The organism is Streptomyces sp. B15, assembly GCF_018070605.1.
GTDB classification, from domain to species: Bacteria; Actinomycetota; Actinomycetes; order Streptomycetales; family Streptomycetaceae; genus Streptomyces; species Streptomyces smyrnaeus.
This window is the reverse complement of the sequence record NZ_JAGPXJ010000063.1, coordinates 15,939-39,414: the sequence shown is the minus strand read 5'-3', so window position 1 is coordinate 39,414 and position 23,476 is coordinate 15,939. Positions and strand designations below refer to the sequence as shown.

General features: G+C 69.6%; 22 protein-coding genes. 13 read left to right on the top strand and 9 right to left on the bottom strand.

Features of this window, described 5'->3' with window-relative positions:
- Positions 1–220: 220 nt before the first annotated feature.
- The 6 genes from KBY19_RS24965 to KBY19_RS24940 all read right to left on the bottom strand — a co-directional run bounded on the left by KBY19_RS24965 (position 221) and on the right by KBY19_RS24940 (position 6,472).
- Complete coding sequence (locus KBY19_RS24965) at positions 221–1,060, bottom strand: hypothetical protein (protein ID WP_099877238.1); 840 nt, start codon at positions 1,058–1,060, stop codon at positions 221–223.
- On the bottom strand, positions 1,057–1,791 hold the full coding sequence (locus tag KBY19_RS24960; RefSeq protein WP_099877235.1) for a MerR family transcriptional regulator: 735 nt from the start codon (positions 1,789–1,791) through the stop codon (positions 1,057–1,059). Before KBY19_RS24960 ends, KBY19_RS24965 begins: the two co-directional genes overlap by 4 nt.
- 197 nt (positions 1,792–1,988) lie before the next feature.
- On the bottom strand, positions 1,989–2,966 hold the full coding sequence (locus KBY19_RS24955) for an AraC family transcriptional regulator (protein ID WP_185015989.1): 978 nt from the start codon (positions 2,964–2,966) through the stop codon (positions 1,989–1,991).
- A gap of 31 nt (positions 2,967–2,997) precedes the next feature.
- Positions 2,998–3,906, bottom strand: a complete 909-nt coding sequence (locus KBY19_RS24950; RefSeq protein WP_099877232.1) for a zinc-binding dehydrogenase — start codon at positions 3,904–3,906, stop codon at positions 2,998–3,000.
- A 322-nt stretch (positions 3,907–4,228) separates the two neighbouring features.
- A complete protein-coding gene (locus KBY19_RS24945) occupies positions 4,229–5,272 on the bottom strand; it encodes a hypothetical protein (RefSeq protein ID WP_247691392.1) in 1,044 nt (347 codons plus the stop codon).
- A gap of 150 nt (positions 5,273–5,422) precedes the next feature.
- On the bottom strand, positions 5,423–6,472 hold the full coding sequence (locus tag KBY19_RS24940; RefSeq protein ID WP_210966757.1) for a prevent-host-death family protein: 1,050 nt from the start codon (positions 6,470–6,472) through the stop codon (positions 5,423–5,425).
- 473 nt (positions 6,473–6,945) lie between these two features.
- Between KBY19_RS24940 and KBY19_RS24935 the strand changes: the two genes are divergently transcribed.
- Complete coding sequence (locus tag KBY19_RS24935; protein WP_210966756.1) at positions 6,946–7,734, top strand: metallophosphoesterase; 789 nt, start codon at positions 6,946–6,948, stop codon at positions 7,732–7,734.
- 130 nt (positions 7,735–7,864) lie between these two features.
- On the opposite strand, the gene KBY19_RS24930 is transcribed toward KBY19_RS24935, so the two are convergent.
- Positions 7,865–8,614, bottom strand: a complete 750-nt coding sequence (locus tag KBY19_RS24930; RefSeq protein ID WP_099877224.1) for a helix-turn-helix domain-containing protein — start codon at positions 8,612–8,614, stop codon at positions 7,865–7,867.
- 148 nt (positions 8,615–8,762) lie between these two features.
- Between KBY19_RS24930 and KBY19_RS24925 the strand changes: the two genes are divergently transcribed.
- From KBY19_RS24925 to KBY19_RS24890, 8 genes are all read left to right on the top strand, one after another.
- Positions 8,763–10,058 (top strand): MFS transporter, encoded by a 1,296-nt coding sequence (locus tag KBY19_RS24925; RefSeq protein WP_210966755.1) that lies wholly within the window; start codon positions 8,763–8,765, stop codon positions 10,056–10,058.
- 717 nt (positions 10,059–10,775) lie between these two features.
- On the top strand, positions 10,776–10,922 hold the full coding sequence (locus KBY19_RS24920; protein ID WP_180289530.1) for a hypothetical protein: 147 nt from the start codon (positions 10,776–10,778) through the stop codon (positions 10,920–10,922).
- Positions 10,923–11,051: 129 nt separating this feature from the next.
- Complete coding sequence (locus tag KBY19_RS24915) at positions 11,052–11,408, top strand: CrcB family protein (RefSeq protein WP_180289529.1); 357 nt, start codon at positions 11,052–11,054, stop codon at positions 11,406–11,408.
- A gap of 307 nt (positions 11,409–11,715) precedes the next feature.
- A complete protein-coding gene (locus KBY19_RS24910; protein WP_099877215.1) occupies positions 11,716–12,660 on the top strand; it encodes an MIP/aquaporin family protein in 945 nt (314 codons plus the stop codon).
- A 776-nt stretch (positions 12,661–13,436) separates the two neighbouring features.
- A complete protein-coding gene (locus KBY19_RS24905; RefSeq protein ID WP_247691391.1) occupies positions 13,437–15,689 on the top strand; it encodes a nitrate- and nitrite sensing domain-containing protein in 2,253 nt (750 codons plus the stop codon).
- Complete coding sequence (locus tag KBY19_RS24900; RefSeq protein WP_099877205.1) at positions 15,686–16,090, top strand: roadblock/LC7 domain-containing protein; 405 nt, start codon at positions 15,686–15,688, stop codon at positions 16,088–16,090. Before KBY19_RS24905 ends, KBY19_RS24900 begins: the two co-directional genes overlap by 4 nt.
- Positions 16,090–16,461, top strand: coding sequence for a DUF742 domain-containing protein (locus tag KBY19_RS24895; protein ID WP_099877202.1), 372 nt, complete (start codon positions 16,090–16,092; stop codon positions 16,459–16,461). Before KBY19_RS24900 ends, KBY19_RS24895 begins: the two co-directional genes overlap by 1 nt.
- Positions 16,448–17,038 carry an ATP/GTP-binding protein gene (locus KBY19_RS24890; RefSeq protein WP_099877200.1) on the top strand — a complete coding sequence of 197 codons (591 nt, stop codon included), beginning with the start codon at positions 16,448–16,450 and terminating at the stop codon, positions 17,036–17,038. Before KBY19_RS24895 ends, KBY19_RS24890 begins: the two co-directional genes overlap by 14 nt.
- A 776-nt stretch (positions 17,039–17,814) precedes the next feature.
- On the opposite strand, the gene KBY19_RS24885 is transcribed toward KBY19_RS24890, so the two are convergent.
- Entirely contained in the window at positions 17,815–18,435 is a 621-nt protein-coding gene (locus tag KBY19_RS24885) for a TetR/AcrR family transcriptional regulator (protein WP_210966753.1), read from the bottom strand.
- A 302-nt stretch (positions 18,436–18,737) separates the two neighbouring features.
- On the opposite strand from KBY19_RS24885, the gene KBY19_RS24880 reads away from it, so the two are divergent.
- The 3 genes from KBY19_RS24880 to KBY19_RS24870 all read left to right on the top strand — a co-directional run bounded on the left by KBY19_RS24880 (position 18,738) and on the right by KBY19_RS24870 (position 20,232).
- Complete coding sequence (locus KBY19_RS24880) at positions 18,738–19,211, top strand: DUF998 domain-containing protein (RefSeq protein ID WP_307843614.1); 474 nt, start codon at positions 18,738–18,740, stop codon at positions 19,209–19,211.
- A 76-nt stretch (positions 19,212–19,287) separates the two neighbouring features.
- Positions 19,288–19,500, top strand: a complete 213-nt coding sequence (locus KBY19_RS24875) for a DUF4287 domain-containing protein (protein ID WP_099877191.1) — start codon at positions 19,288–19,290, stop codon at positions 19,498–19,500.
- Positions 19,501–19,620: 120 nt separating this feature from the next.
- On the top strand, positions 19,621–20,232 hold the full coding sequence (locus tag KBY19_RS24870; protein ID WP_247691389.1) for a helix-turn-helix domain-containing protein: 612 nt from the start codon (positions 19,621–19,623) through the stop codon (positions 20,230–20,232).
- Between the two features lie 84 nt (positions 20,233–20,316).
- Here the strand turns inward: KBY19_RS24870 and KBY19_RS24865 are convergent, their stop codons facing one another.
- Positions 20,317–22,254 (bottom strand): AfsR/SARP family transcriptional regulator, encoded by a 1,938-nt coding sequence (locus KBY19_RS24865; RefSeq protein WP_210966752.1) that lies wholly within the window; start codon positions 22,252–22,254, stop codon positions 20,317–20,319.
- 110 nt (positions 22,255–22,364) lie between these two features.
- On the opposite strand from KBY19_RS24865, the gene KBY19_RS24860 reads away from it, so the two are divergent.
- Positions 22,365–23,243, top strand: coding sequence for an alpha/beta fold hydrolase (locus KBY19_RS24860; RefSeq protein WP_185015980.1), 879 nt, complete (start codon positions 22,365–22,367; stop codon positions 23,241–23,243).
- The last annotated feature ends 233 nt before the right edge of the window (positions 23,244–23,476 follow it).

Sequence of the window (23,476 nt, the reverse complement as noted above, 5' to 3'; positions counted from 1 at the left end):
ACCGGGGGCACGTCCGTGTCCGGGCGCGGCTCGCCCACCTCCGCATCCCTCACAGATCCACGAGGCGGGGTGCTTCCCAGCGTGCGAAGGCGGCCACGAACGCCTGCTCGGGCCGCGGGGCGCGGGAACGGCGGCGAGCGCGAGGCCCTGCTTCCACACCCCGCCGGGGAGGCGGTCGGCCGCGAGGCGGTCGGCGGGGAGTCGGAGCCGGTCTGTGTGCTCAGGTGGGCTGACGGAGTGCACTGACCAGTGCGCGCGGGTCGTCGGCGTGGAAGCGGATGGTGTGGGCCTCTTCCGTTGCACCGAGCGGGCGGGTGAAGGGGAGGGGCCGGCTCAGTTCCACGGTCACCGAGGTCTGGCTGCCCACGAGAAGGTCGAGAACGCCGTCCTCGGAGAGGGTGATCAGGCCGCCCCCGGGATATCGCCGGTCGACCCGGACCGAGGCGACCGCGTCCGGCGGCACGGCGAGGTCGAAGAGGGCTCCGTAGCGGATCCGCAGAGCGCCGTCGGGGCGCACGACGTGCGGTCGGGTGACGCAGGCGGCGTGCAGGGCCAGCACGAGGACGACTCCGTACAGATCGAGTACCAGGATCACCCGGTGGACCGCAGGCCATGGGATGAGGAAGGCCAGGCCCACCGTTTCGATGACCATGACGAAGAGCAGCCCGTACATCATCGCGGTCTGGGGCCCGGTGTACGCGGCAGCGAGGTCCCCGGGGCGCACCCCGTGGGTGCCGCGCCGGACCCACCGCCCCAGGGAGGCGAGGGCGCGCAGCTCGTGGAGGAGCAGGCGGCGGACCGTTACCGGCACCGCCTCCTGTACGGCAGCTCGCCGTGCCGCCCGGCGGTCCGCGCCGCGGGCGCGCGCGGCGACATACAGCGAGCGCAGCACCCATGCTTCCAGCAGCAGCACCGCGCCCGCCAGCGCCTCGGCGCCCGCCAGTGCCCACCCGGGCGGCCGGGCCCCGGCCACCAGGAAGGCCGCCAGGGCCAGTTCGCCCGGCAGTACGGCGGCGACCGCGACCCGCGCCGCCCGTATCCCTCTTGGCCGGCCGCTCATCCCCTGCCCCTCTCCATGAACGCGTCCATCAGCCGGCCCACGACTTCCGCCTGCGCAGGGGCGTACTCGGCGAGCAGTGCTTCCTTGAACCCGGTCACGACCACCCCGTCCTCGGGGATCGCGGCGAACAGCTCCTCGGGGACGGCTGCCATCAGGTCCGCTGCCAGGGGTGCGATCCGCGGATCGTCGGCGGGGGCTTCGGCGAGCGCGTCGAGGCGCTCATACAGTTCGACGACCGCCGGATCGGCGACCAGTGTTCCGAGCAGCGTGAAGATCTCTTGGCTGCCGGAGTTGGTGGCGTCCATCAGCGTGAGGTAGTCGCGGTCCTTGGCCGCGCTCGGCGAGTCCGTCCTGGGGGCCTGTGCCAGCAGTGCGGCGAGGGCGGGTGAGACGGGGGCGGTCGCGTCGGGCCGCTCGGAGAGCAGGGCGCCGAGCCGACAGCGGCGCTCCCGGATGTCGGCTTCCTGGCGGGCCAGATCGGCGTCGAGTTCCTCCAACACCTCGGCCAGTTCGCGCCCGGCATCCTCGGCGAGGACGTCGCGCACTTCATCGAGGCTGAGGCCGAGTTCGGTGAGCCGGCGAACCCGGGCGAGCAGTACAGCGTCGCGGATGCTGTAGGCGCGGTAGCCGTTGGGGCGCCGCTCCGGTTCCGGAAGCAGCCCGACATGGTGGTAGTGCCGGATCGCCCGGGTGGTGAGCCCCACGAGCGCGGCGATCTCTCCGATTCGCATGCCGCCAGTAGAAACCCTGCCGTTGCGTCAAGGTCAAGCGCTGAAAGTATCGTCGGGCGCAAAGCGCTTCACACGCGTCCACGTACCGGAGCGGTACGCCTTCGCCAGCGGGACAGCAGGACCGGCCTCAACGAGGAATACGCGACCCCTCATCATGCGAGCCCACCAGTCGAGGCCGGATGAGGCGCGCGTCGCTCTTACCCACCCGCCCGGACCGCATTCGTGCTCAAGTGCCGTCGGTGATCGCCTGCCTGCGAGCCCTTGCGAAGTCGAGAGCGGTACTCGCCCGGGGGCATGCCTCGGGCACGTCGGAAGGCACGGCTGAACGCGTGCGGCGAGGCGTAGCCGACCGCTCCGGAGATCGACTCGACCGGCTCGTCGGTGTCGCGGAGCCGGACGGACGCCAGGTCGATGCGCCACTGCGTCACGTATGCGCCCGGAGTCTGTCCGAGCGCGGACCGGAAGTGCCTGGACAGCGTCGTCCGGGAGACCGCCGTCGCGGCCGCCAGCGACTCGGTGGTCCAGGGGCGTTCCGGCCGGGCGTGGACACATGCCAGGGCGTCGCGCACGACCGGATCACGCATCGCGCCCAGCCATGAGCCGGACTGCTCCTCCGGGTGGCGGGTCAGCCAGACGCGTACGAACTGGATGAGCAGAAGGTCGACGATGCTGTTGACGGCGGCGGTGGTGCCGATCTGCGGCTGCGCGAGCTCCGCCGTGAGAAGCTCGACGGTCTTTCTGAGCTGTGGGTTCTCCCGGCTTGTGACGTGCATCGGCCGGACGAGGGAGGTGAGCACCGGCGTGCTCACCTCCGGGTCCTGCTCGTAGCGCAGGACGAGCACTTCCGTCTGCGCCGGCGTCGAGCCCAGGTGCAGGGCGCTGCCGTCGGTGAGGGCCTGGTCCGTCGCCTTCCGGTCGCAGGGACCCATCGTCATACCGGACCCGCCGGCTATCCCGTGGGCGGTGCCCGGCGACAGCAGGACGGCGTCTCCTGCCTGCACCTCCAGGGGGCTCGCGCCCGGGACATGGAGCCACATCGTGCCGCGGGAAACCACGTGCAGGGCCGCTCCCGGGTAGGGGTCCAGCCACAGGCCCCAGGTTCCTCCGGCCTTGAGTACGACCCCGAGCGCCCCTCGCGCACCCGATACACGCAAGGCTTCCGCGAGTACGTCCATTTCTTCCATTCTCGTCGACGGACGGCTTACGTCAGACCACGTCAAGAACGATCTTTCCGTGCACCTTCCGCGCGAACAGTGCCTGGACGGCCTCGTCCACCTCCTGCCAGTCGCCTCGCAGTCCGACCGGTGCCGAGAGCCTCCCGGCGGCCATGAGGCCCAGCAGGTCCGTCAGCTCCCCGCTGGTCGGCGTCATGTCGCCGTAGGTGGCGATGCCGCGGGGTTCGCCGAAGCCGAACAAGGTCCCTGACGGGAATGTGGTGTCCTGCCCCGAGGAGTAACCGACCAGGTGGATGGTGCCGCCTTCGGCGAGGGAACTCCACGCCTGGGCAATCAGCGGCCCACCGACCGTGTCCAGGACGAGGTCGAACCGGTCCTCGGTCCCGGCCAGGTCGGTCAGGACCTTGTCGGCCCCCAGTTCGCGGAGTCCGGCGGCCCGGTCCGGCGAACCCACGAGTGCCGTCACCCGGGCGCCCGCCAGCGCCGCCAACTGGACGGCGAAGTGCCCCACGCCCCCGCTGGCGCCGGTGACCAGCACGTCGCGCGCCAGCAGGGAACGCTTGCGCAGTACCCGCAGAGCGGTGACTCCCGCGATCCCCAGCGCGGCACCGTCGGCCAGTTCCACGCCCTCGGGGACGGTGCCGAGCGAGGCGGGGCTGACTGCCACCCGCTCCGCCCACGCGTGGGAAGACATCCCCAGCGCGACGCGCGTACCTTCGGATGGCCCTGAGCCGTCGGATGCGGCGCGCACCACGACGCCGGCCGCGTCGTGACCGTGCACCACGCCGGCCGGCCACTGGTGCACGTAATTCAGCTCTCCGAAGTTGAGACCGATGTGCCGTATCTCGACCAGCGCCTCGTCGCTGGACGGTACGGGCTCATCGACATCGGCGAACCGGACGGGCCCGGCCTCGCCGTGCTCGACCACAAGGGCGCGCATGGGTGTGCTTCCTTCTCTCGTGGATGCGCCTGAACACTCGGCGCGGCAGTGGACGGAGTGCGCGAATGCCGCGCTGCCGCCTTCTGGAAACCCTACGCAGGACCAGCACAGCGACCAGTCCCGTGAGAGCCGATCAGTTGACGATCTGTATCAGTGGTCAACGGCACCCCCAAGGGGCGTCGCGGGGTGCGGGGCTGTGAGTCGGTTCGCGGTCACGAACAGGCGGGTCTTCACCGGACGTGCTCGGTGGATGCCTCGGCGGTCGTCGTCGGTGGTGGGACGATCGCCGAGGTCGGCCCAGGACGAGCTGCGCGGCCCAGCGCTACCGTCCCGGCGTCCCTCCCGCCTCCTCACATGCGCGCAGATCCCCGTGGAGACGGGCGAACACCGCGCACACCACAGGCATGATCACCGGAGGCAGCAGAAGAAGGGCCACGGCGCTCGGCAGGATCTTCACCAGCACGCCGGTGATCCATACGTTGTCGCCGCTGAGCCACAGCATGCCGAGTCCGGCGAAGTGCGCGAGCGGGGCCGCCGCGTACCGGCCCACCCAGAAGACGAGCACGGCGGCCGCAGTGACCACCGTACCCACCCCGAGGGTGCGCCACCGCGCGCGGCGGGTCAGCACCCAGGAGCGGTACAGCGCCACGAAGGGAGAACGGCGCTCGACCACCGTCTCGGCGGTCGCCCCCGACAGGCGGAAGTACGCCAGCGGGCCGAGACAGCAGACGGCGATCGGCAGTACCCATCCCACCAGCGTGTACTGCGGGGTCGCGGTTCCGTGCAGGGGCGTGGGCTCGACACCGGGCACCCTGCCCCTGTCGACGAGGTCCCACAGCACCAGGCCTGCCATCGCCATGGCGCCCACGACCAGCCCGGCCAACGCGTTGACCATGAGGGCGGCGGGCAAGCGTCGGCGGGTGCGCCGCCACAACTCGCGAACGGTGAGCGGGCCGCCGCCGCGCCTGGCGTGGGAGTCGGCGACGGCGTACGCGGCGTGCAGGACGGAGACGACAAGAAGAGCGAGGACGAGCAGCAGCAGCGACACCACCGCACCGGCCCGTTGCAACGGCGGCATGCTGCCGTCGGCATAGGCCACATAGGAATCCTCGTTGGCGATGTTGCGGTCCGCGTAGTCCCGCACGCCCTCGAAGGTCTCCCAGGTCGCCGCGAATCCTCCGGCGACGATCGCGCAGCCGAGCACGGCGGTCAGGGCGGACACGCGGAGGGTGAAGCCGTACAGGGCGCGGCGATGGCGCCGGAGGACGTCGAGCGCACCGCCGGTGCTGCCGCTCGACTGCTCAGCCGGATCGTGACGGACGTCGTCGGCCGCCCGATCGGTCGACTGGTTCTCGTGGTCTGCCATGACTGGGCCTGACTTCCGTGCGGTTCTGTGGGAGAGCGACAGCGGCCAGGACGCAGCGCGGGGCGTGAGCGGCTGAACTCTTCGTTGCCGTTGGGCTGGCAAAGGTGCTCGCATCGCGAGCTGCACTGACGCGGGCTGTACGCGGTCTGCTCAGCGGCGGGCGGGGCGGGCGCAGCGCACCTGCCCCGATGCGAGCGCGTCCCGGGGCAGGGACAGGCCGAAGGCTTGTTCCAGTCCGGCGAAGAACAGCGGGATGCCGTCCGCCCAGTCGGTTTTCTCTTCCGCGCGGCGGATGTGCGGGTTGAGGAAGGCCAGCGGCGCGTTCGGCGCGAACGGTGTCTCGCCCGGCGTGTACCAGATGAGCTCGTACATGTCGCGCTGCGTCTCAGCGCTGTCCTCGATCGGGAAGGGGTTCTGGTACACCCCGTCCTTGCTGTAGCTGAAGTCGTAGATGGCCTTGGCCATGGTTGCGGTCAGCGTGATCTGCTCCGGGGGAGGCGGGACGAGGAAGCGGGAGAAGTCGTCGTCGAAGTCGTGGTAGCCCAGCCACGTCCACCCGGCTGCTTCCCCGAAGACGAGCACACGAAGAAGGTCGTCGCCGCCCTCCCGCGCGTCCCGCTCCCGCACCTGATGCAGCAGCAGCCCGTCGCTGATGTCTTGAGCGTCGGCCCCGTAGGCGAGGGCGACCTCTTCGGGAGACGGGCCCTTGATGAACTCGAGGACCGTGAAGGGCTCTTGTTCCCTCCAGCTGTCGGCGATCCACGCTATGCCGTCGCCGACCGGGGGCCGGCGGGCGAGGAACTCCTCGAACGCGGCCGCCTGCTTCGGGTCCATGTGGCCCTGGCGGCCGGTACGCGCGTTGTCCTCCAGCCAGTCGAGCTCGTCCACGGAACGCAGCTCGGCCACGACCGCCCGGTCCCGTGCGAACGTCATCCGCACTCCGTCGGCGTGCACATATCTGATGTAGGGACCCCGTTGCTCCGGGCCGACCGGACGCTCCCGAACCATTCGCGGCCGGGGTCTCGGACCGCCGTGGACCGGTTGCGCAAAGTGCTCCAGCTCCGCCAGTTCGGCAGCCGGGAGGAGCGCGCCCAGCGGCTCGCCGCCGTCGGTGACGGACACCCGCTCGCCGGTCTCCTCGACACGGCCGATCGAGTGCTCGAAGGCCGCCACGAACTCGCACAGTTCAACGCTGTCCATACGTCCGCACACTACCGGCACGCCCTGGGACCGTAGTCGGCGCCGGAACGGCGCCTGACCCATTCACGCACCGAGCCGGTGGGATCCCTCGCCGGGCCGGCCTCGGCGCGAGTTCCGCAAAGGACGGCCCCTGGAACCAGAGAGCCGGTACCCACCACGCCGAGAGCCCGCCGAGTTCGCCGGCGAGAAAGACACGCCGGCCGCCCGGGGCCGGTGCGGTGGCCGGCGCTCGGATCGAGCTTGTTGCGCACAACACGGTGGACCTGCCGGCATCCTTACCCGCGCCCCTTCGAGGAGCTGGTGAATCGGTGGAGACGCGGTCGATCGAGCCGCATCGAACCCCTGCAGGATCAGGCGGCATCGGGGGCGGGCTCGGGCTCGGATTCCGCGGTCGGGCCGTGCGAACTGATCTGCTTTCCTACTGTCAGACAGGTGACGTCCGCTGCGGCGCTACGCACGGAAGGATTCCGGAAATGGTGAGAACGGTGGCAGTCCTGTCCGACATCCACGGGATGCTCGGGCCGCTCGATCAGGTGCTCGGAGAGCCTGCGGTGGTCTCTGCGGATCTCATCCTCGTGACGGGCGACCACGTCTGGGGGCCGGAGCCGGCCGAGGTGTTGGACCGACTGGTGAGCCTTGGCGACCGAGCGGTCCTACTACGTGGCAACGCCGACCGCGAGCTGCTGCAGATGTCACGTGGTGTCGATGTGGGCCTGGGCGACGACCCCGTGTCGGTCTGGGGAGCAGAGCAGCTGCGCCCCGACCACCAGCAGCTCCTGGACGTCATGCCGGAGCAGGTGACCATGGAGATCGACGGCTTCGGCCCCGTCCTGTTCTGTCACGCGACGCCCCGCGACGACCAGGAGGTCGTGCTCGTCGACAGTCGCATCGAGCGGTGGAAGGAGGTCTTCGAGGACGTTCCACCGTCCGTCTCCACCGTCGTCTGCGGCCACACCCATATGCCGTTCACGCGGCTGGCGGCCGGGCGGACCGTCGTCAACCCGGGCAGCGTCGGCCTCCCGTACGGTCGGGCGGGCGCCCACTGGGCTCTGCTGCACGACGGCGCCATCACACTGCGCCACACTTCGCTGGACAGGGAGAAGCTGATCCTGGAGACGGCACGGCGCTCCGACTTGCCGGGAGTCGAGCAGTGGCTCGACGATTACGTCCGGACGCCGGCAGATGACGTCGAGGCACTGATGACGTTCGGACCGCGCGATGGCCGGCCGCGAGCCGATACCGAGTCGGAAGCAGCACATTGAGCCTTCGCCAACCTCTGGTCGCGGGGCCGGGGCGGGCGGTGTCGATCGATGACCTGAAACGGTCAGGATGGGCCGGCTCACAGGGTGAACGGCGCGGATACCGGTTGCTACGCAGCTGACGGGCTCCGACTCAACGAACACGGCTCCCCGGCGTGTAACCGAACGCCGCCTTGAACGCAGTGATGAACGCGCTGGCCGACGACCAACCACACCGGTGCGCAACCGTTGTGACGGGAAGCCCGTCAGCCAGCAGCGTCAGCGCGTGGTGCAAGCGCAGTCGCACTCGCCACTGCGAGAAGCTCATCCCGACATCGGCCTTGAACAGACGCGAGAGCGTGCGTTCACTTGCCCCCACGGCCCGGCCCAACTCCGCGAGGGTGCGGGGCTCCGCCGGGTCGGCGAGGAAGAGGCCGGCGACGTCGCGGAGTACTGGTGCCGTTGGTGCGGGCAGGAAGCCGGGCAACGGCTCCGCGACGGCCAACTGGTCCCGCAGCACCGCACGCATCCTTCGACGCTCCGGCTGCTCGGCGTTCTCGTCACCGGCGCATTCCTTGATCAGTTCCCGCAGCAAAGGTGTCACTCGCAGGACTTCTGGCCGGCCCGTACCGAGCGCACCGGTGCAGGTACGCATCCCGCGCATCCCGACCAGACGGAGCTCGACCGACCCGTGAGCAGTGTGCTCGTGTTCCACGCCGGCAGGCACCCAGATCGCACGATCCGGGGGAGCGATCCACGAGCCCGACGGGGTCCGGATCGCCAGGATGCCTCGGCTCGAGTAGACCACCTGGTGTTCCTCATGCCGATGTGCAGCGATGCACGAACCGGGGGTCAGGACTTGTGACCTGGTGGGTGCAACTCGTTGATGAATCACCGCTGTCATGAGACACCGCCGCGCTGCTCGATCCGGACCTCCGCCCGGACCACTGCCCGGGGTCGCGGACCGACTCGATCAGTAGTGGCCGGTTGGAGGCATTACCCGGCAGATTATCGATACTCGCCGCCAGCTGACAGCCTCAAGGATGATCCGCATGCAACGGAACATCATCATCCTGCTGTGCATCGGGCACGCCTGCGTCGACGTCTACCAGGGCTCAGTTGCGGCCCTGGTTCCACTGTTCATCGCCGAGCGACACTACGAATACGCGGCCGCATCAGGCATCGTCACCGCCGCCTCGCTCCTGTCCTCAGTGACTCAGCCGGCCTTCGGCGCGCTGAGTGACCGGAGGCGGATGCCGTGGCTGCTGCCGGTGAGCACCGCAGTCAGTGGGGTCGGGATCGCCGTCAGCGGGATCGTGGGCGAGTACGGTCTGACCCTGGTCTTCATCGCTCTCGCCGGGATCGCGATCGCCGCCTACCACCCCGTCTCCGCGCAGTTGGCCCGGACGGCGAGTGCCGGAAGTCACCGTGCGATGAGCTGGTTCTCGCTGGGTGGGAACCTTGGCTTCGCGGCAGCCCCACTGATGGTGGCAGCAGTGGCGGCGTCGGGCGGGCTACGGTTCACACCCCTGCTGCTCGCACCGGCAGCCATCGGCGTGCTGACATGCGTGCCTGTGATCCGCCACCTCGGCAGGACTTCTCGGCCGGCTTCCCGGAACGAGACATCACCCCGGACGCAGCGCCAGGACTGGCCCTCTTTCGGACGACTGACGGTGGCGGTGGCCTGCCGCTCCATCGTGTTCGTCGGTCTGAGCACGTTCGTCGCCCTCTACGCGCAGCAGAAGGTCACCGGAAGTGCTGCCGGTTCGGCAGCCGTCTTCGCGCTCTACGCCGGTGGCGCGGTCGGCACTCTCCTCGGAGGGAAGCTTGCCGGACGCTGGGACCGCATCGTTGTGACCAGATGGTCCTACATCGGTGCCGCAGCGTCGGTCGGCCTGCTCCTCCTGGCTCCCGGCGGGCTGATCTACCCCTTCATCGTGCTGACCGCCGTCGGGCTCTACGTTCCGTTCTCCCTGCAGGTCACTCTGGCCCAGGACTATCTGCCCCGGAACGCTGGTACGGCCAGCGGCGTCACTCTCGGACTCGCCATATCCGTGGGCGGCGTCTTCACACCGCTGCTGGGCCTGCTCGCCGACCACACAACGCTGCACACGGCACTTCTGCCGCTCGCCGCGATGCCGCTGTTGGCATGGCTGGCCCTTCGAGGCCTTCCTGAACCCGAGGCTTCCGGAGCAGCGCGGGCGAGCAACGAACGCAGCCCTGGGGGACAACGCAGCCCTGGGGGACAACGAACGGCAAAGGCCCTCCCTGGCCCCGTGCCCACCGACCGCACCCTGCCTACCAACGGAGCTGCTGCCAGCAACGGAGACTCATCCGCTCATCACTGATGTACGCGCCCGCGAGGTTCTGCGGGTATGAGCCTGCGCACCGACGCGAGATGACGGCAACGACCCGGTCGGCCCCGGGCTCCAGGCCTCGGACACGTACCACATCCCCACGCTTCCTGTTAGGCCATGGGGATGTGCTGTCGCCGGCGTCGGGTGTGGTCTCGGCAAGGACTGTGACTGTGGGGCTCTTGTTTGCGGCGTAGGTGAGCTGGAGTCCGAGCCGGCTGTAGGGCTCGGCTTCGTCCTGTGGCTCGGCCTGCCTGCTGGACTGCGGCGGCGGCATCGCCGACCGGGCGGACGACCTTCGCGACGGCTTCCCCGGGGGCGCTGGTCCGTCGGCTTGTGTCCGAGCCGGGGAGAGCATGGTCTGTGCCTGTGAGTGCCGGGCTTTGGACTCACTGAACCACCGGGAGACGGTCCGGGGGCCATGAGGTCGATGCCGAAGGTGTCGTCGTCGATGAGTGGGGTGTGGGCGATCTCTTTCGAGTGAACCACTTGTCCTGGGTGTTCCAGCGCATCTTGGTCGTGCAGCAGAGGCTGACACCGCAGATGCCGAGCAGCGCCTCGAGTTTCTTCTTGCGTGGTGCTCATCCGTGGAGCAGGCACGGCCCGTCCCCTGGCCGGTGCCACCCGGACCCGGCCGTCGCTCGCCGTGGCGTACGTGATCGTCGACCTGAACGAGTGAATGCGAAAAGTCCCGGCGACGGGCTGAGGTCAATGCAGGAGGCCGCTGGAAGGGCGCGGGACCCGGGCCTGGGCAAGGTCTTCCACCGCTCCACGCTGAACAGCGAGGAGACCGGCTGGCCGTGCAACAAGACCGGCGCCACCCGCCTCGGCTTCCCGGGCGGTCGACCTTTCAGGTGAATGTTCGATCCGATCGCCATCGCAGCTCCGTCCGGAGCCCATCAGTCGGCCACACTCCATGTCGGTAGGCCGCCCGTTCCGCAGACTTCCCCACCATCCCGAACCATGCTGAGAGGAATGCGCCCCGTGATGCCACTGTTGATGCTCTTGGGGGCAGTGGGCGGAGCCGCATTGCGTTTCGGCCTCGAAAAGGGGCTCTTCAAGGTGTGGCCCGGCGAACCCGTTCCGTGGGCCGCCTTTGCGGTCAATTGCAGCGGTTGTATCGCGCTGGGCGTCTTCTTGGGGAACGTAGTCGCCGGCGACCTGCCCAGTCAGATGCTCGTGCTCTTGGGCGGAGCCATTACAACGTTCAGCATCTTCGGGCACGAGCTCCTCAAATTGACGCAGGGCGGGCTGTACGGGACCGGGCTGCGAGTGTTCACCGGTTGGGTGATTGGTGCAGGGGCAGCCGTCGTGGGGGTGTTCGTGGGAATGCACGGAGCTTAGGCCGCCCCTGTCCGATCAGCTTGCGGAGCCGCCTGGAGCAGCACCGGCCTGCGGCGAGTCCGGGGAAGACCCGCCGCCACGGATTGCGCCCGCCATCACCGGACTCCTAACCGGCAGCCTCACGCGGGCTGCTGCGCTGTTTCTGCCCGCACAGGTCGAGTCGCGGTCGCCGCAGCGCGGATTTACTGTGGCGACGCGGTTGACGCGAGAAGGGCGGCGGGAAAGCAGGCCCGTGCCTCCCGTATCCGCCGCATCACGGCGCGGGCAGCTGTGCCAGGACGCGACCGGACGAGTGTGGGAGGAACACATGGCCGTCGAAATCCAGCCCCTGCTGAAGTCCTCTCGGCTGAAGCGCCGTGGAGGCTTGTGGGGTGAATGTCTGGCGGAGTTCCTGGGAACGTTCGTCCTCGTCTCCTTCGGCTGCGGCGTGGTGGCGATGGCGGTCGCGGCGCTGCCGGGATCAGGGCGTACCTCGGGGCCCACGACGTTCTTTCTCGGTGCCGGGGACTGGCTGCTGATCACATGGGGCTGGGGAATGGCCGTGGCCCTAGGTATCTACGTGGCCGGCGGCGTCAGCGGGGCCCACATCAATCCGGCGGTGACGCTGGGTTTCGCTGTTCGGCGTAAATTCCCCTGGGCCAAGGTCGTCCCCTACTGGGCGTCGCAGGTGCTCGGCGCCTTGGCCGGGGCGGCGCTGGTCTACGCGGTGTACCACGACGCCATCGACACCTTCGATGCCGCCATGAAGGGCCCCAAGACGGGCGGGCACACACTCGCGTCGTTCTCCATCTTCGGCACGTTCCCGGCGCCGTACTTCAATGGCGGGATCTGGGGGCCTCTGATCGACCAGGCCGTCGGCACCGCCTTCCTGGTCATGCTGGTGGTGGCGATCATCGACCTGCGCAACACGGCCGTGAAGGCGAATCTCGGCCCGCTGATGATCGGGTTCGTGGTGGCTGCCATCGGCATGTCCTTCGGGGCCAACGCGGGATACGCCATCAACCCGGCCCGCGACTTCGGCCCGCGCTTGTTCACCTGGATGGCGGGTTGGAAGGATCTGGCATTTCCGGGCAGCATGCCCGGTTCGTTCAGCGGCTACTGGTGGATTCCGATCGTCGGGCCGCTGGTCGGAGGGGTGATCGGGGTACTGGTGTACGACCTGCTCATCGGGGACGTCTTGCACCTCCGCGCCCAACGGGCCGAGCCGCCTGAGCCCGGCCGGACGCGGCCCACCACCTCCGACGAAGGGTAGCCCTGTGCTGTGACCGGCATGGTTCGCCGGAGTGATGGGCGGGGGAGTGGCGCTGATCGAGAGGCGTTTCGCGCAGGGTGACCTCGGTAGTGGTCACGGCCGGCGCTTCGCCGAGGCCGAAGGGCTGCCGGAGCAGCCGGCGGACTGCAGCGCCTGTCGCACGATTGCCTCGGCACTGCTGCTGTGCTCCTGCACGCGGGTGCCGCACTTCGCCGACGTGATGCCGATGCACACGACACCCCCACGCACCGCACGGGCTGGAGCTACCGCCGAGCCCCGTCTGGAGCAACCCGCCGAGCGTGGGCGCGGCACTGCTGGCGGCGCGCTGCCTCCGCAGCTGCTTTACTGCGGATGAGGGCTGGGTCGTGCCGTGGGTCAATGGGACGGCCACAGCGGAACAGGGGGTTCTCGCCGTGCGGGGCGGCCGGGATGGCTGGTCATCTCGATTGGGTTTCGAATCGGGCTCCGGCGTGCAACCTCTCCGTCGCCGTACCACATGCTGTCTACGGAAGTCATCTCTCCGTTTCTTCGGTGTGGCTGGTTATCATCGTCATCCCCCACGCCCTGCCGAAGCCGAAACCGGACTTCCCCCGGTCCGCACCCCAGGACTGCGTCCGGTCTCGGCTGTTGAGCCGTACCCGCTGTTTCACCGTTCCCGAGGACTGATGGCTCCCATAGAACCCGAAGGCCCGCGAGGGCGGTCGACGACTCGTCGGCGCCGTACCGTGCGCCTGCGCACACTGCTCATCTGGCTGGCAATCGTCCCCATTCTGGCCATGAGTGCCCAAGTCTTCCTGACCGCACAGCCGTTGCTGGAGGAGTCGGACCATCTGCGCACCGACGTGGCGGTCGGTGAGCGGGTCGGCGTACCCCTGTCCAGGCTGATGGTCGAAGTGCAGGCCGAACGGACCGCGACCGCCGCACGGTTGGCGGGCGGCTCCGTGTCCAAGGACGAGCTGCGCGACCATCGCGCGGCCACGGACCGGGCCGTGGACGAACTGCTCCGATCGGCGGACGGAGTCCCGGCGGAGCGGCGCGAGGACCAGAGCCTCCTCGCGAAGCTGAAGCGCGATCTCGCGAACCTGGCCGCGTACCGCGAGCGCGCGGACGCCCGCAGCGGAGGCGCGGAACGGACGATCGGCTACTACTCCGGCCTGATCGACCACATCATTCATCTGTATCAGGACGACTTCAGCGACGCGCAGGACGCCGATTTCATCCAGGAGAGCGGCCTGGTCGTCACGATGTTCTCGGTGTCCGAGATGGTGTCGCGCGAGACCGCCGTCCTCTTGCTGGCCGGGCCGTCCAGGCAGATAAGCCCCTCCGCGTTCACCGAATTCGTTGACTCGGTCGGCTCCCAGCGGTACCAGTACTCCGAGTGGGTCGAGCCGTATCTGACGGCCGAGGACAGAGCGGCCTACAACCAGGTCCTCGGCTCGGACGCCTGGAAGACGAAGGTCCGCATCGAGAACGCTGTCATCTCCGACCACCAGAATGTCGCCTCCGGCGTCAAGCTGCCCAAGGAGATCGACAACTGGCAGGCCGCGCACGAACAGTTCGTGGGGCGCCTGGACGCGCTCAATGTGAAGCAGGCGCGCGCCGTGCTCGCACGCGCCGATGCCAAGGCCACGGAACTGGAGACCGAGGCCATCTGGCTGATCGTCGGAATCGGCGGAGCCGTGCTCGCCGTGGTGGCCGTCATCGTGCTCACCACCCGCTCCGTGCTCCACCGCCTGCGCGCTCTGCACCGGCGTACGGTGGCCATCGCCGACGACACGCTGCCGAGTGTCGTGGCCCAGCTCCAGCGCGGGCAGCCCGTCGACGACGACGCGCTGCCTGCGGTGAGTGGCGACCAGGACGAGGTCGGACGTATCAGCGACGCGTTCGCCCGGGTCGTCTCCGTGTCCGTGGACGGACACGCACAACTCGCGGCCGAGCGGCAGGGCTTCGGGATGTTCGCCGCGGGCATCGCCTCGAGGACCGGAAACCTGGTCAGCCGCCAGCTGGCCCTCACCGACGAACTGCAGGACACCTTCGGCCATGACGAGGAACTGCTCGCCCGGTTGATGCGATCCGACCAGTTGACGGTGGGGATGCGGCGGCAGATCGAGAACCTGCTCATCCTGGCGGGCGGCGAGATTCCCGACCCGCACACCGAGCCCATGCGCGTCGCCGACCTGCTGCGTGAAGCCGCCGCGGAAGTCGAGGACTTCCGGCGGATCGAGCGCCAGTCCCTGGACGAGATCAGCGTGACGCCGCGGGTGATCAGCGAGATCAGCCACCTCCTGGCAGAACTCCTGGACAACGCCACCCGGTTCTCCCCACCGAGGTCGAAGGTGGTCGTACGTGCCGAACTGGTGACGGACGGTCTGTCGGTGGAGATCGAGGACCGCGGGCCCCGGGTGACCGTCGCGACCTACGAGGAAATGAACGGGCGTCTGCACTCGGCTCCGCCGTACTCCGTCCTGGCGGAGAACGCTCACCGGCTCGGACTCTTCGTGGTCGGCCACCTCGCAGAACAGCTCGGCGCCACGGTGACGCTGCGCCGCTCGGTGTACGGGGGGACGTCGGCCGTGGTGGTCCTTCCCGAGCGACTGCTGGTGCCGACCGAACCGGTCGGGGCAGAAGCCCGGGCGGGCACAGAAGAGCGGCGCGCGTCGGCGCCGTCCACTCCGGTACCGGCCCTTCCCGACGAGCGCAAGGACGAGCGCAAGGACGAGCGCAAGCCCGGGTTGGTTCTGCACACGGAGACCGGGCTGCCCAGCCGTGGGACGCCGGTGCGCTCGCCCGACCGGCCGGTGGAGAGCGAGTCTTCGGCCCCGCCCGTGACACGGGACGACGACACGAAGCCCGCCCTCCCCGAGCGGGTCCCGCAGGCTCACATCGCCGAGCAACTCCGCACGCCGAGCGCAGCGGAAACCGACGCCCGTCAGGACGCGGCGACGCCCGAAGAGGTGGCCGACGCCTGGGCGGACTACGAACACGGCACCCAGATGGTGGAACAAGAGCTCCGACAGGATCAGCCATGACGACGACAACGAACGACATGATCTACAGCGTCCTGGACAACAACCTGAGCAGGATCGCCGGCGTCCAGGGAGCCGTACTCCTGTCCAACGACGGGATCAAGCTCAGCTCGTACGAGCTGGAACGGGACCGGGCGGAGCGCATAGCGGCCGCCGCCTCCGGCATCGCGGCCACCATGAAGGCGCTGTCCAGGGAGGTCGACGGCGGCCGGGTGATCCGCCAGCTGGTCGAGATGGATGACAGCTATCTCTGCATCGTCGGGTGCGGGGAAGGCAGCACGCTCATCGTGGTGACCTCCCGCAAGGCGCGGCTCGGGGAGCTGGGCGGTGAAGCCGTGCGGACTGCCCAGGCGCTCGGTGAGTGGCTGAGCACGCCTGAGCGCAGCGGGACGCAGCCGTCGTAATGGCGGACGAGCTCGAGCCGCGACAGGGTGGCCGCCGCCGGACGCGGTTGTACGCGCTGACCGATGGACGTACGGCGGCTACCCACACCGTCCTCACCATGGAGACCACGATCACGGCGGTGGCCGTCGCGGACGGTCACGCCGGTCTGCCCACCGAGTGGCAGGCCGTCCTCGCCATGTGTCCGCCGCCGGGCGGCCTCGCGGTCGCCGAGATCGCGGCGCGCATGCATATGCGCCTCACTCCGACGACGCTTCTTCTCGGTGAACTCGCGGACCGGGGGCTGATCGAACACCGGTCACCCCTGGAGCCAACCGAGACCAGTAATGTCCACCTGCTCATGAGAATCAGGGACAACCTTGCCCGGATATGACGCCCCTGCCCAGGAAGCGAACCCCGTCAAGATCCTCATCGCCGGGGGATTCGGAGTCGGCAAGACGACCCTGGTCGAGACGGTCTCCGAGATCGAGCCGTTGCGCACCGAGGAGCGGCTGACGAGCGCGGGCGTCGGCATCGACGACCTCGACGGCATCGAGTCCAAGGCGGTCACCACCGTCGCGATGGACTTCGGCCGCATCACCCTTACCGACGCACAGGTCGTCCTCTACCTGTTCGGCACACCAGGCCAGGAGCGCTTCTGGTTCATGTGGGACGACCTGCTGAACGGAGCCCTCGGGGCGATCGTGCTGGTCGATACACGGCGCCTCGACCGCAGCTTCCCGGCAGTCGACTTCTTCGAGAACCGAGGACTTCCGTTCGTGGTCGGCGCGAACTGCTTCCACGGCGAACAGCCGTACAGCGTCGAGGAGATCCGGGCGGCGCTGCATCTGCGTGAGCCGAACACACCCGTCCTCATGCTCGATGCCCGCTCCCGGGACGACGTGCGCGGTGCGCTGCTCTCGCTTTTGGACATGCTCATTGCCCAAGCGGGCGTCGTGGCGCCCGGCTGACGCCCCGACGCGTCCGAGGTGGGGTGGTGCGGGGCCTCCGTCGCGCTCCGGCTCGGTGGAGCCACGAGACGGGCAGCGTGCGCGCACGGCGCAGGGCCGGGCACAGTGCTTACGCGGCCAGGAGGACCCGGTCGACGGCCTCGGCAAGCCGGGCGATCTCCTTCGCGGTCAGAGCCGTACGGCATCGGGAGCGCAGCACGGCGGGGAGACGGCGGGCCGCGACGACGAGGACGCCGTCAATCCCGAACGCGTCCCGGCTGCCGACGGGGCACCGCGGAGGGCGAGCACCGGCTCGATGTCGACGCGTCCGCTCAACTCCCGGCTCAGGGCGGCAAGGGCCCGCTGTGCCTGCCGCTTCACGCCGCGTCCAGCGTCTTGCACGGGAGGCGGCAGCCTTGTGGTGCAGTTCGCTGTCGACGCGGGAGCGCACGTCACGGCGATGGGCACTCCGCAGCACGCCGACCGCCTTCGGGGCGACGGCGCGTGCCGGGTTGCTGTCGGCCCCTTCGGCCTCGCCGCGGGCCCGGCCGCTGTGGTCGGTCCGTTCCTGGTCGTCGTGAACCAGGTCCGCGTCTCTCCGGAGCTCGGGCAGCCGACGAACTACGTCGCCGACTGCGGGAGTCGCCGCCGGCACAGCCGGTTCGATTGCGGACGTGTCAGTGACTTTGTGCAAGTCGCTGCAGTTCGCCGAGTGTTGAGTCGGTCCTCGAACAATAGGGACAACTGGTTCGGCGTCTTCTTCCGGTGCCGGGGTCGGTGTGGCCGGGCGTCATGGGTCAGCCGTAAGCGGCGAGGAAGGCCCGGACGCCGGCGTCGGCATAGTGGTCGAGTTCGTTCTGCGTGTGCTGTGGGCTTCCATGGAACATGGCCTGATTCACGGGGATCCAGAGCAGCAGGCCGGAGAAGTGGTGGGCGGCCAGGTGGGGGTCGGCGGTGCGGAGAAGTCCGTGGTCGGCCAGCTGTTGGAAGGTGGCTGCGAGTGTTGCCAGGACGCGTTCGAAGCCTTGCTCGTACCAAGCGGCGCCGAGCTGGGGGAAGGTGTCGGCGTTGGCGATGATCAGGCGCCGCAGTTGGAGCACCTCGGGCTGGGTGAGGGCGGTCAGGAACTGGCGAGCCAGGCGGGTGAGGTTCTCTTCGAGAGCATGGGCGTCCGCCGGGATGTCCGCTACCAGGTCGACCATGGCGTCGACCCGGTCGGTGGTGGCAAGGACGATCTCGGCAAACAGCTTCTCCTTGTCGGCGAAGTGTTTGTAGACGGTCTGCTTGGAGACCGCGGCGAGCTTCGCGATGTCGTCCATGCTGGTCCCGGCGTAGCCCTTGGTCATGAACGCCTTGGTCGCCGCAACCATGATCGCCTGATGTTTGCGTGCCGACCGGCTTTCCTCGCTCACTGCCATACCTCACCCTCTGATTAGTACTGGACAGTCCAGTTCTTTCATGTCTACTCTATCCCTGGCTCCAGAGGGGTACCAAACCGTCTAGTTCTATCCAGAGGGGATTGCATGACGCAGGCCATCGGCGCTCCAGCCGCCTCCGTATCGACGACGTGGTCAAGGACGCGGGCGCTGCTGGCGGGTGGCATCGCGGGAGGTCCGCTGTTCTTGGGCGTCGGCGTGGTCCAGGGACTCTCCCGCGACAGTTTCGACTTCACCCGCAACGCGATCAGCAGCTCAGCCTGGGCGACCTGGGCTGGATCCAGGTGGCGAGCTTTGTACTGACCGGGGTGCTGGCCATTGTCGGCGCCGCCGGGATCCGCCGCGCACTGACCGGTACGGTCGAAGGCCACTGGGTGTCGCGACTGGTTGGCGTGTTCGGTGCCTCGTTTCTCCTCGTTGCGGTATTCACCGCCGACGCGGGCGCCGGATTCCCTGCCGGTACCCCCGAGGCCCCAGCCCCCTCCCTCAGCTGGCATGGCGCCCTCCACATGCTCAGCGCCACGGCGGGCTTCCTCGCCCTGTGCGCGGCCTTCTTGATGCTGGCCCGCCACTTCGCCGCCCGGCGCCGGCGAGGTTGGGCCCTGGGCTCCCGCCTGGTGCCGCTCGGCATCCTCGTGGGGTTCGCCGCGTCCTCCGCCACCGTGCTGGCCTTCACTGCTGGAGCCGCCCTCGGCCTCCTGTGGCTGACTGCGGTCACCGCCCGGCTGGCCACGGCCCTCCCGCCCGCGCAGAACTAGCGGTAGGCATCGGCACCCGATGCGCACCAAGACGGCAAACATGACCCCTTCGAAATGAACAGGTAGGACATCATTCATGACTGCACCGGTGAAGGGCCCCGCCAGCTACTTCCCCTCGATCGAGAAGAAGTACGGCCGCCCGATCGCGGAGTGGAAGGACCTCATCCGCACCTCGCCCCTGACCAAGCACATGGAACTGGTCACCTGGCTCAAGACCGAGCACGGACTCGGCCACGGCCACGCCAACGCGCTCGTCGCCCACACCCTCGCCGAAGGCAGCGGAAAGTAGCCTGAGCATCCGCGCCGCAGCACCTGTTCGAGTCCCGCAGTACAGCTGCGGTGCCGGGTGCTGCGGCAGGTGCGGCCGGTAGGACCCACTTCTGCTGATCGGCCTGCCCGGCTGAAGCAAATGGCCTACGGCCGCAAGACCCTCTACCAGGCCCGGATGCGAGCGCAGAGCGTGCTGCATGCGGCCAGGGGCCGCTCCAACGCACGCATCGCCCGACAGGTGGGCCTGCACCTGGACACCGTGCGGAAGTGGCGAGGCCGATTCGCCGAGGACGGTGTGCTCGACCTGGCCGACCGCCGGCGCTCGGGGTCGCCCGCCGTCGTTCACGGCGCTGCCAGCCGCCCAAGTCAAGGCGCTGGCCAACCAATTGCCCGCCGAGACCGGAGCGCGGCTGTCGCGCTGGTCGTGCCCGGAGCTGGCCTGCGAGGCCAGATCCGGGGCGTCACCGTGTTCGTGCCGACCTCCACCGTGCATCGCTGGCTGGACCAGGACGCGTTCAAACCCCGGCAACACCGCTCCTGGATCTTCCTCACCGACCCCGACTTCCGCGCCAAAGCCGAACGGGTGCTGGACCTGTACGTCCGCACCTGGGACGGTGTCCCGCTCGGCGAGGACGAGTACGTCATCAGCGCGGACGAGAAACCTCCTTCCAGGCCCGTTGCCGCTGCCACCCCACCCTTGCCCCCGGCTGAACCCGGGCCATGCACGAAGCTTGAGTGGGTTCGGCTGTAGTCGACCTGACGCGCCGTCACAAGCCGTAAAATCACGGTGGGTCCGGGCTGTGCCTCGCGCGATTCGGGTGAGGCGTTCTCGTTCTCACCCCGCCCCGGCGCACGCCTCCGCCTCCGCCAAGTACCGCGCCACGGGGCCCAGGGTCAGCGTTCCGCCGGCGGCGCCGGCGTGCTCTGCGCGGGCATAGCGTAGGGCGGTCGCGGCGCGTGCGGCGATCGCGCGCTCGCCCAGACGTACCGCGGCGTGCGCGGTCAGACACCACAGTGCCTCCTGCATGTGGTCACACGGTGGTTCGGGTGCTGCGGCGAGGGCGGCACGGGCCTCCTCGACCTGATCTTGGGAGAGCAGCACAAGGGGCCGTGCCCAGGGCCGGTACGGGCCCCAGTCGAGGTTCGGATCGGTGGGCGCGGGCCTGTCGTGCAGCAGGCGCAGTCCGAGCAGGGCGAGCGGGAACAGGCCACGGTGCAGTCCCGGCATTCCGGCCGTCCGGAGGGCGTCCTCGGCAGCGCGGTAGTGCGCTGCGGCCGCGGCGGCGGTCGGTCCGCCGGGTTCGGTGCTGCGGGCGGCCGTGACCCGGGCCCGGAACCACTCGGTGAGGACGGAGACGAGTGGCGCCTCCGTAGTGGCGGCGAGCTGTTCGGCGGCCTCGGCGTGCGATGTCGCGGCGTCGAGGTCGCCGAGAGCTGAGGCGGACTGCAGGCGGACGAGTCGGCCGAGTACGGCGAAGTTCGGCAGCTCGTGCCGGGTGGCCACGTCGAGCATCTCCGCGCCGATCGCGTCCCGTACTGCCGCGAGCCCGGGGCGGGTGAAGGATTGCAGGAACACCCCGTTGAGGGCGAACACCAGCAGGGCCGGATCGGCCAGGTCCCTTGCCAGCGCCTCGGCCTGCCGCGCCGCCTGCCGCGCGCGTTGCAGCTCGCTCCCGGACAGGTCGGCGCTGCGGCTCTCGACGGCGACCGTGGCCAGGAGGCGGGCACGCAGATCGGCGGGACCGTCGGGGCCGAGCGCGGTGAGCGTGCGCTCGGCAGCTGCCACGACGGCGCGGGACTGCTCGGGGTCGTCGGCCCGGCTCCAGATGGCGGGCACATCGTAGGCGCCGATGATCCGGGCGGTCAGGGAGTGGTCTCCGGTGCGCTCTGCCGCCTGGAGCGCGGCGAGGCGGTCGCGCCGTGAGTGGACGAGGGCGTCGCCACCCGCCAGCGCGAGGGTGCGGGCCAGATCCACGGTGGTGCGCGGGCCGAGCGGGACCCCAGGGCCGGTCCACGAGGTACGGGCTCCTTCGAGGGGTGCGGACCCGTTGAGAATGCTCGTCTCCAGGTGCTGGAGATCGGCACCGGGGTCGAGCCCGAGTTGGTCGACGAGCATCGCGCGGGCCCGGCGAAGGGTGGCCAGCGCGTCGGCCTGGCGGCCCGCGCGGTGGAGCGCGCGGGCGAGCAGCCCCCAGGCCGGCTCGCGCCACGGATGTTCGGCGACGTGGGAACCCAGTTCGGCGATGAGTTCGGCTCCTTCCCCGGAGTCGAGGAGGACGCGGGCGCGCAGTTCCACCCCCTCCAACCTCAACTCCTCCAGCCGGGTCCGCTCGCGCTGTGCCCACGCGGAGTCGAGTACATCGGCGTAGGCGGGTCCGCGCCAGGCCGCGAGTGTTTCGCCGAGGTCCGTCACCGCGTCGGGGTCGCGCCGGGCACGGGTCAGAACGTCCTGGAACCGATGGACGTCCACGTCCTCGCGCGGCAGGCGCAGCGCGTAGCCGGGCCCCTCGGTGACCAGTACGCGGGGCGGCCTGCGGGGCGGCCGGTCGGGTTCGAGAGCTCGGCGCAGCGCGGCTACGAACGTACGCAGAGCGCCCACGGCGCGGACCGGCGGATCGGTCCACAGGTCGTCGACCAGGGTGTCGGTGGTGACCATCCGCCCCTCGGCGGCGACGAGCCGGGCGAGTACCTCGCGATGGCGGGGTCCGCCCAGGTCAACCGGGGTGCCGTCGTCGCGGAGGGCCCGCACGGCACCGAGCACGTCGATTCGCATACCCCCATCTTCTGCGCCGGGGGGCGGCCGCGCCCAACCGTACTGATCGGCTGCTGATCGCCGTCGCCCAGGCTGATCCGGTCAGTCCCCACCAGAAGAGATGGCCCTTCATGACGCTCACCATTCCCGGCTTCGAACATGTCCGCCTGCCCGGCGCGAACGGTGTGGAGCTGGCTGCCGCTGTCGGCGGCAGCGGCAGCCCGGTCGTACTGTTGCACGGATTTCCCCAGACCCATCTGATGTGGCGCCACGTCGCCGAGCGGCTCGCCGACGAGCACACGGTGATCTGTCCTGACCTGCGGGGGTACGGCGCCAGCGACAAGCCGGCGGCCACCGACCCCGACGTGTACGCCAAGCGCACCATGGCAGCCGACGTGGTGAACCTGGCGACGGCGCAGGGCCACGAGCGCTTCGCCCTCGTGGGCCACGACCGCGGCGCCCTGGTCGCCTTCCGAGCAGGGCTGGACCACCCTGAGACCATCACGCACCTGGGCATCCTCGACATCGTGCCGACGCTCGACATGTGGAACGTCCTGCACGGTGCCTCGGCGGCGGTCGGCTACCACCTCTTCCTCATGGCGCAGCCGCAGGGACTGCCGGAGTTGATGATCGCCAACAGCGCGGACGCGTTCTTCGGCTCGTTCCTCGACGCCTGGGCCGACGACCCGACCACCATGCCGCCGGAGGTGCGTGCCGAATATCTGCGGGCGAGCGCCGCAGCGGTGACGTCGATCGTCGCGGACTACCGCGCCTCGGCGGGCATCGACGTCACCCACGACCAAGCGGACCTGGACGCCGGGTCGCAGCTGGCCATGCCCGTGACGGTCGTCCAACAGGACTGGGGCGCGCAACTGGGCTACGACGCCGCCGGGGTGTGGAAGGCGTGGGCGCCCGACCTGGACCACCGGCTGACCCGAGCGGGGCACTTCATGGCCGAGGAGGCCCCCGAGGAGATCGCAGCGGCGATCCGTGACCTGCTGACCCGCTGATTCTCCTGCCCTCGACACGTCCGCCGGCCCGCGGTCGCCCCGCCGGCCCGCGGTCGCCCGCCGAGCCCCGGGCTCGGCGGGCCCCGAGGACACCACCTGCCGGCGACGAGACCTGCCCGCTACCGGCCGTGCGTGGCTTCGTCACCCCCGATCGTTCCGGAAGCGTGGGGCCCTTGAAAGTCGGTGCCGAACGAGGTGCTAATCCACGGTTTCCTGAATTCAGGGTCACGTGT

Excerpts from the sequence above, each read along its gene's own strand:
- KBY19_RS24965 (WP_099877238.1), bottom strand. The coding sequence starts at position 1,060 with ATGAGCGGCCGGCCAAGAGGGATACGGGCGGCGCGGGTCGCGGTCGCC.
- KBY19_RS24960 (WP_099877235.1), bottom strand. The coding sequence starts at position 1,791 with ATGCGAATCGGAGAGATCGCCGCGCTCGTGGGGCTCACCACCCGGGCG.
- KBY19_RS24955 (WP_185015989.1), bottom strand. The coding sequence starts at position 2,966 with ATGGACGTACTCGCGGAAGCCTTGCGTGTATCGGGTGCGCGAGGGGCG.
- KBY19_RS24950 (WP_099877232.1), bottom strand. The coding sequence starts at position 3,906 with ATGCGCGCCCTTGTGGTCGAGCACGGCGAGGCCGGGCCCGTCCGGTTC.
- KBY19_RS24945 (WP_247691392.1), bottom strand. The coding sequence starts at position 5,272 with ATGGCAGACCACGAGAACCAGTCGACCGATCGGGCGGCCGACGACGTC.
- KBY19_RS24940 (WP_210966757.1), bottom strand. The coding sequence starts at position 6,472 with ATGGACAGCGTTGAACTGTGCGAGTTCGTGGCGGCCTTCGAGCACTCG.
- KBY19_RS24935 (WP_210966756.1), top strand. The coding sequence starts at position 6,946 with ATGGTGAGAACGGTGGCAGTCCTGTCCGACATCCACGGGATGCTCGGG.
- KBY19_RS24930 (WP_099877224.1), bottom strand. The coding sequence starts at position 8,614 with ATGACAGCGGTGATTCATCAACGAGTTGCACCCACCAGGTCACAAGTC.
- KBY19_RS24925 (WP_210966755.1), top strand. The coding sequence starts at position 8,763 with ATGCAACGGAACATCATCATCCTGCTGTGCATCGGGCACGCCTGCGTC.
- KBY19_RS24920 (WP_180289530.1), top strand. The coding sequence starts at position 10,776 with ATGCAGGAGGCCGCTGGAAGGGCGCGGGACCCGGGCCTGGGCAAGGTC.
- KBY19_RS24915 (WP_180289529.1), top strand. The coding sequence starts at position 11,052 with ATGCCACTGTTGATGCTCTTGGGGGCAGTGGGCGGAGCCGCATTGCGT.
- KBY19_RS24910 (WP_099877215.1), top strand. The coding sequence starts at position 11,716 with ATGGCCGTCGAAATCCAGCCCCTGCTGAAGTCCTCTCGGCTGAAGCGC.
- KBY19_RS24905 (WP_247691391.1), top strand. The coding sequence starts at position 13,437 with ATGAGTGCCCAAGTCTTCCTGACCGCACAGCCGTTGCTGGAGGAGTCG.
- KBY19_RS24900 (WP_099877205.1), top strand. The coding sequence starts at position 15,686 with ATGACGACGACAACGAACGACATGATCTACAGCGTCCTGGACAACAAC.
- KBY19_RS24895 (WP_099877202.1), top strand. The coding sequence starts at position 16,090 with ATGGCGGACGAGCTCGAGCCGCGACAGGGTGGCCGCCGCCGGACGCGG.
- KBY19_RS24885 (WP_210966753.1), bottom strand. The coding sequence starts at position 18,435 with ATGGCAGTGAGCGAGGAAAGCCGGTCGGCACGCAAACATCAGGCGATC.
- KBY19_RS24875 (WP_099877191.1), top strand. The coding sequence starts at position 19,288 with ATGACTGCACCGGTGAAGGGCCCCGCCAGCTACTTCCCCTCGATCGAG.
- KBY19_RS24870 (WP_247691389.1), top strand. The coding sequence starts at position 19,621 with ATGGCCTACGGCCGCAAGACCCTCTACCAGGCCCGGATGCGAGCGCAG.
- KBY19_RS24865 (WP_210966752.1), bottom strand. The coding sequence starts at position 22,254 with ATGCGAATCGACGTGCTCGGTGCCGTGCGGGCCCTCCGCGACGACGGC.
- KBY19_RS24860 (WP_185015980.1), top strand. The coding sequence starts at position 22,365 with ATGACGCTCACCATTCCCGGCTTCGAACATGTCCGCCTGCCCGGCGCG.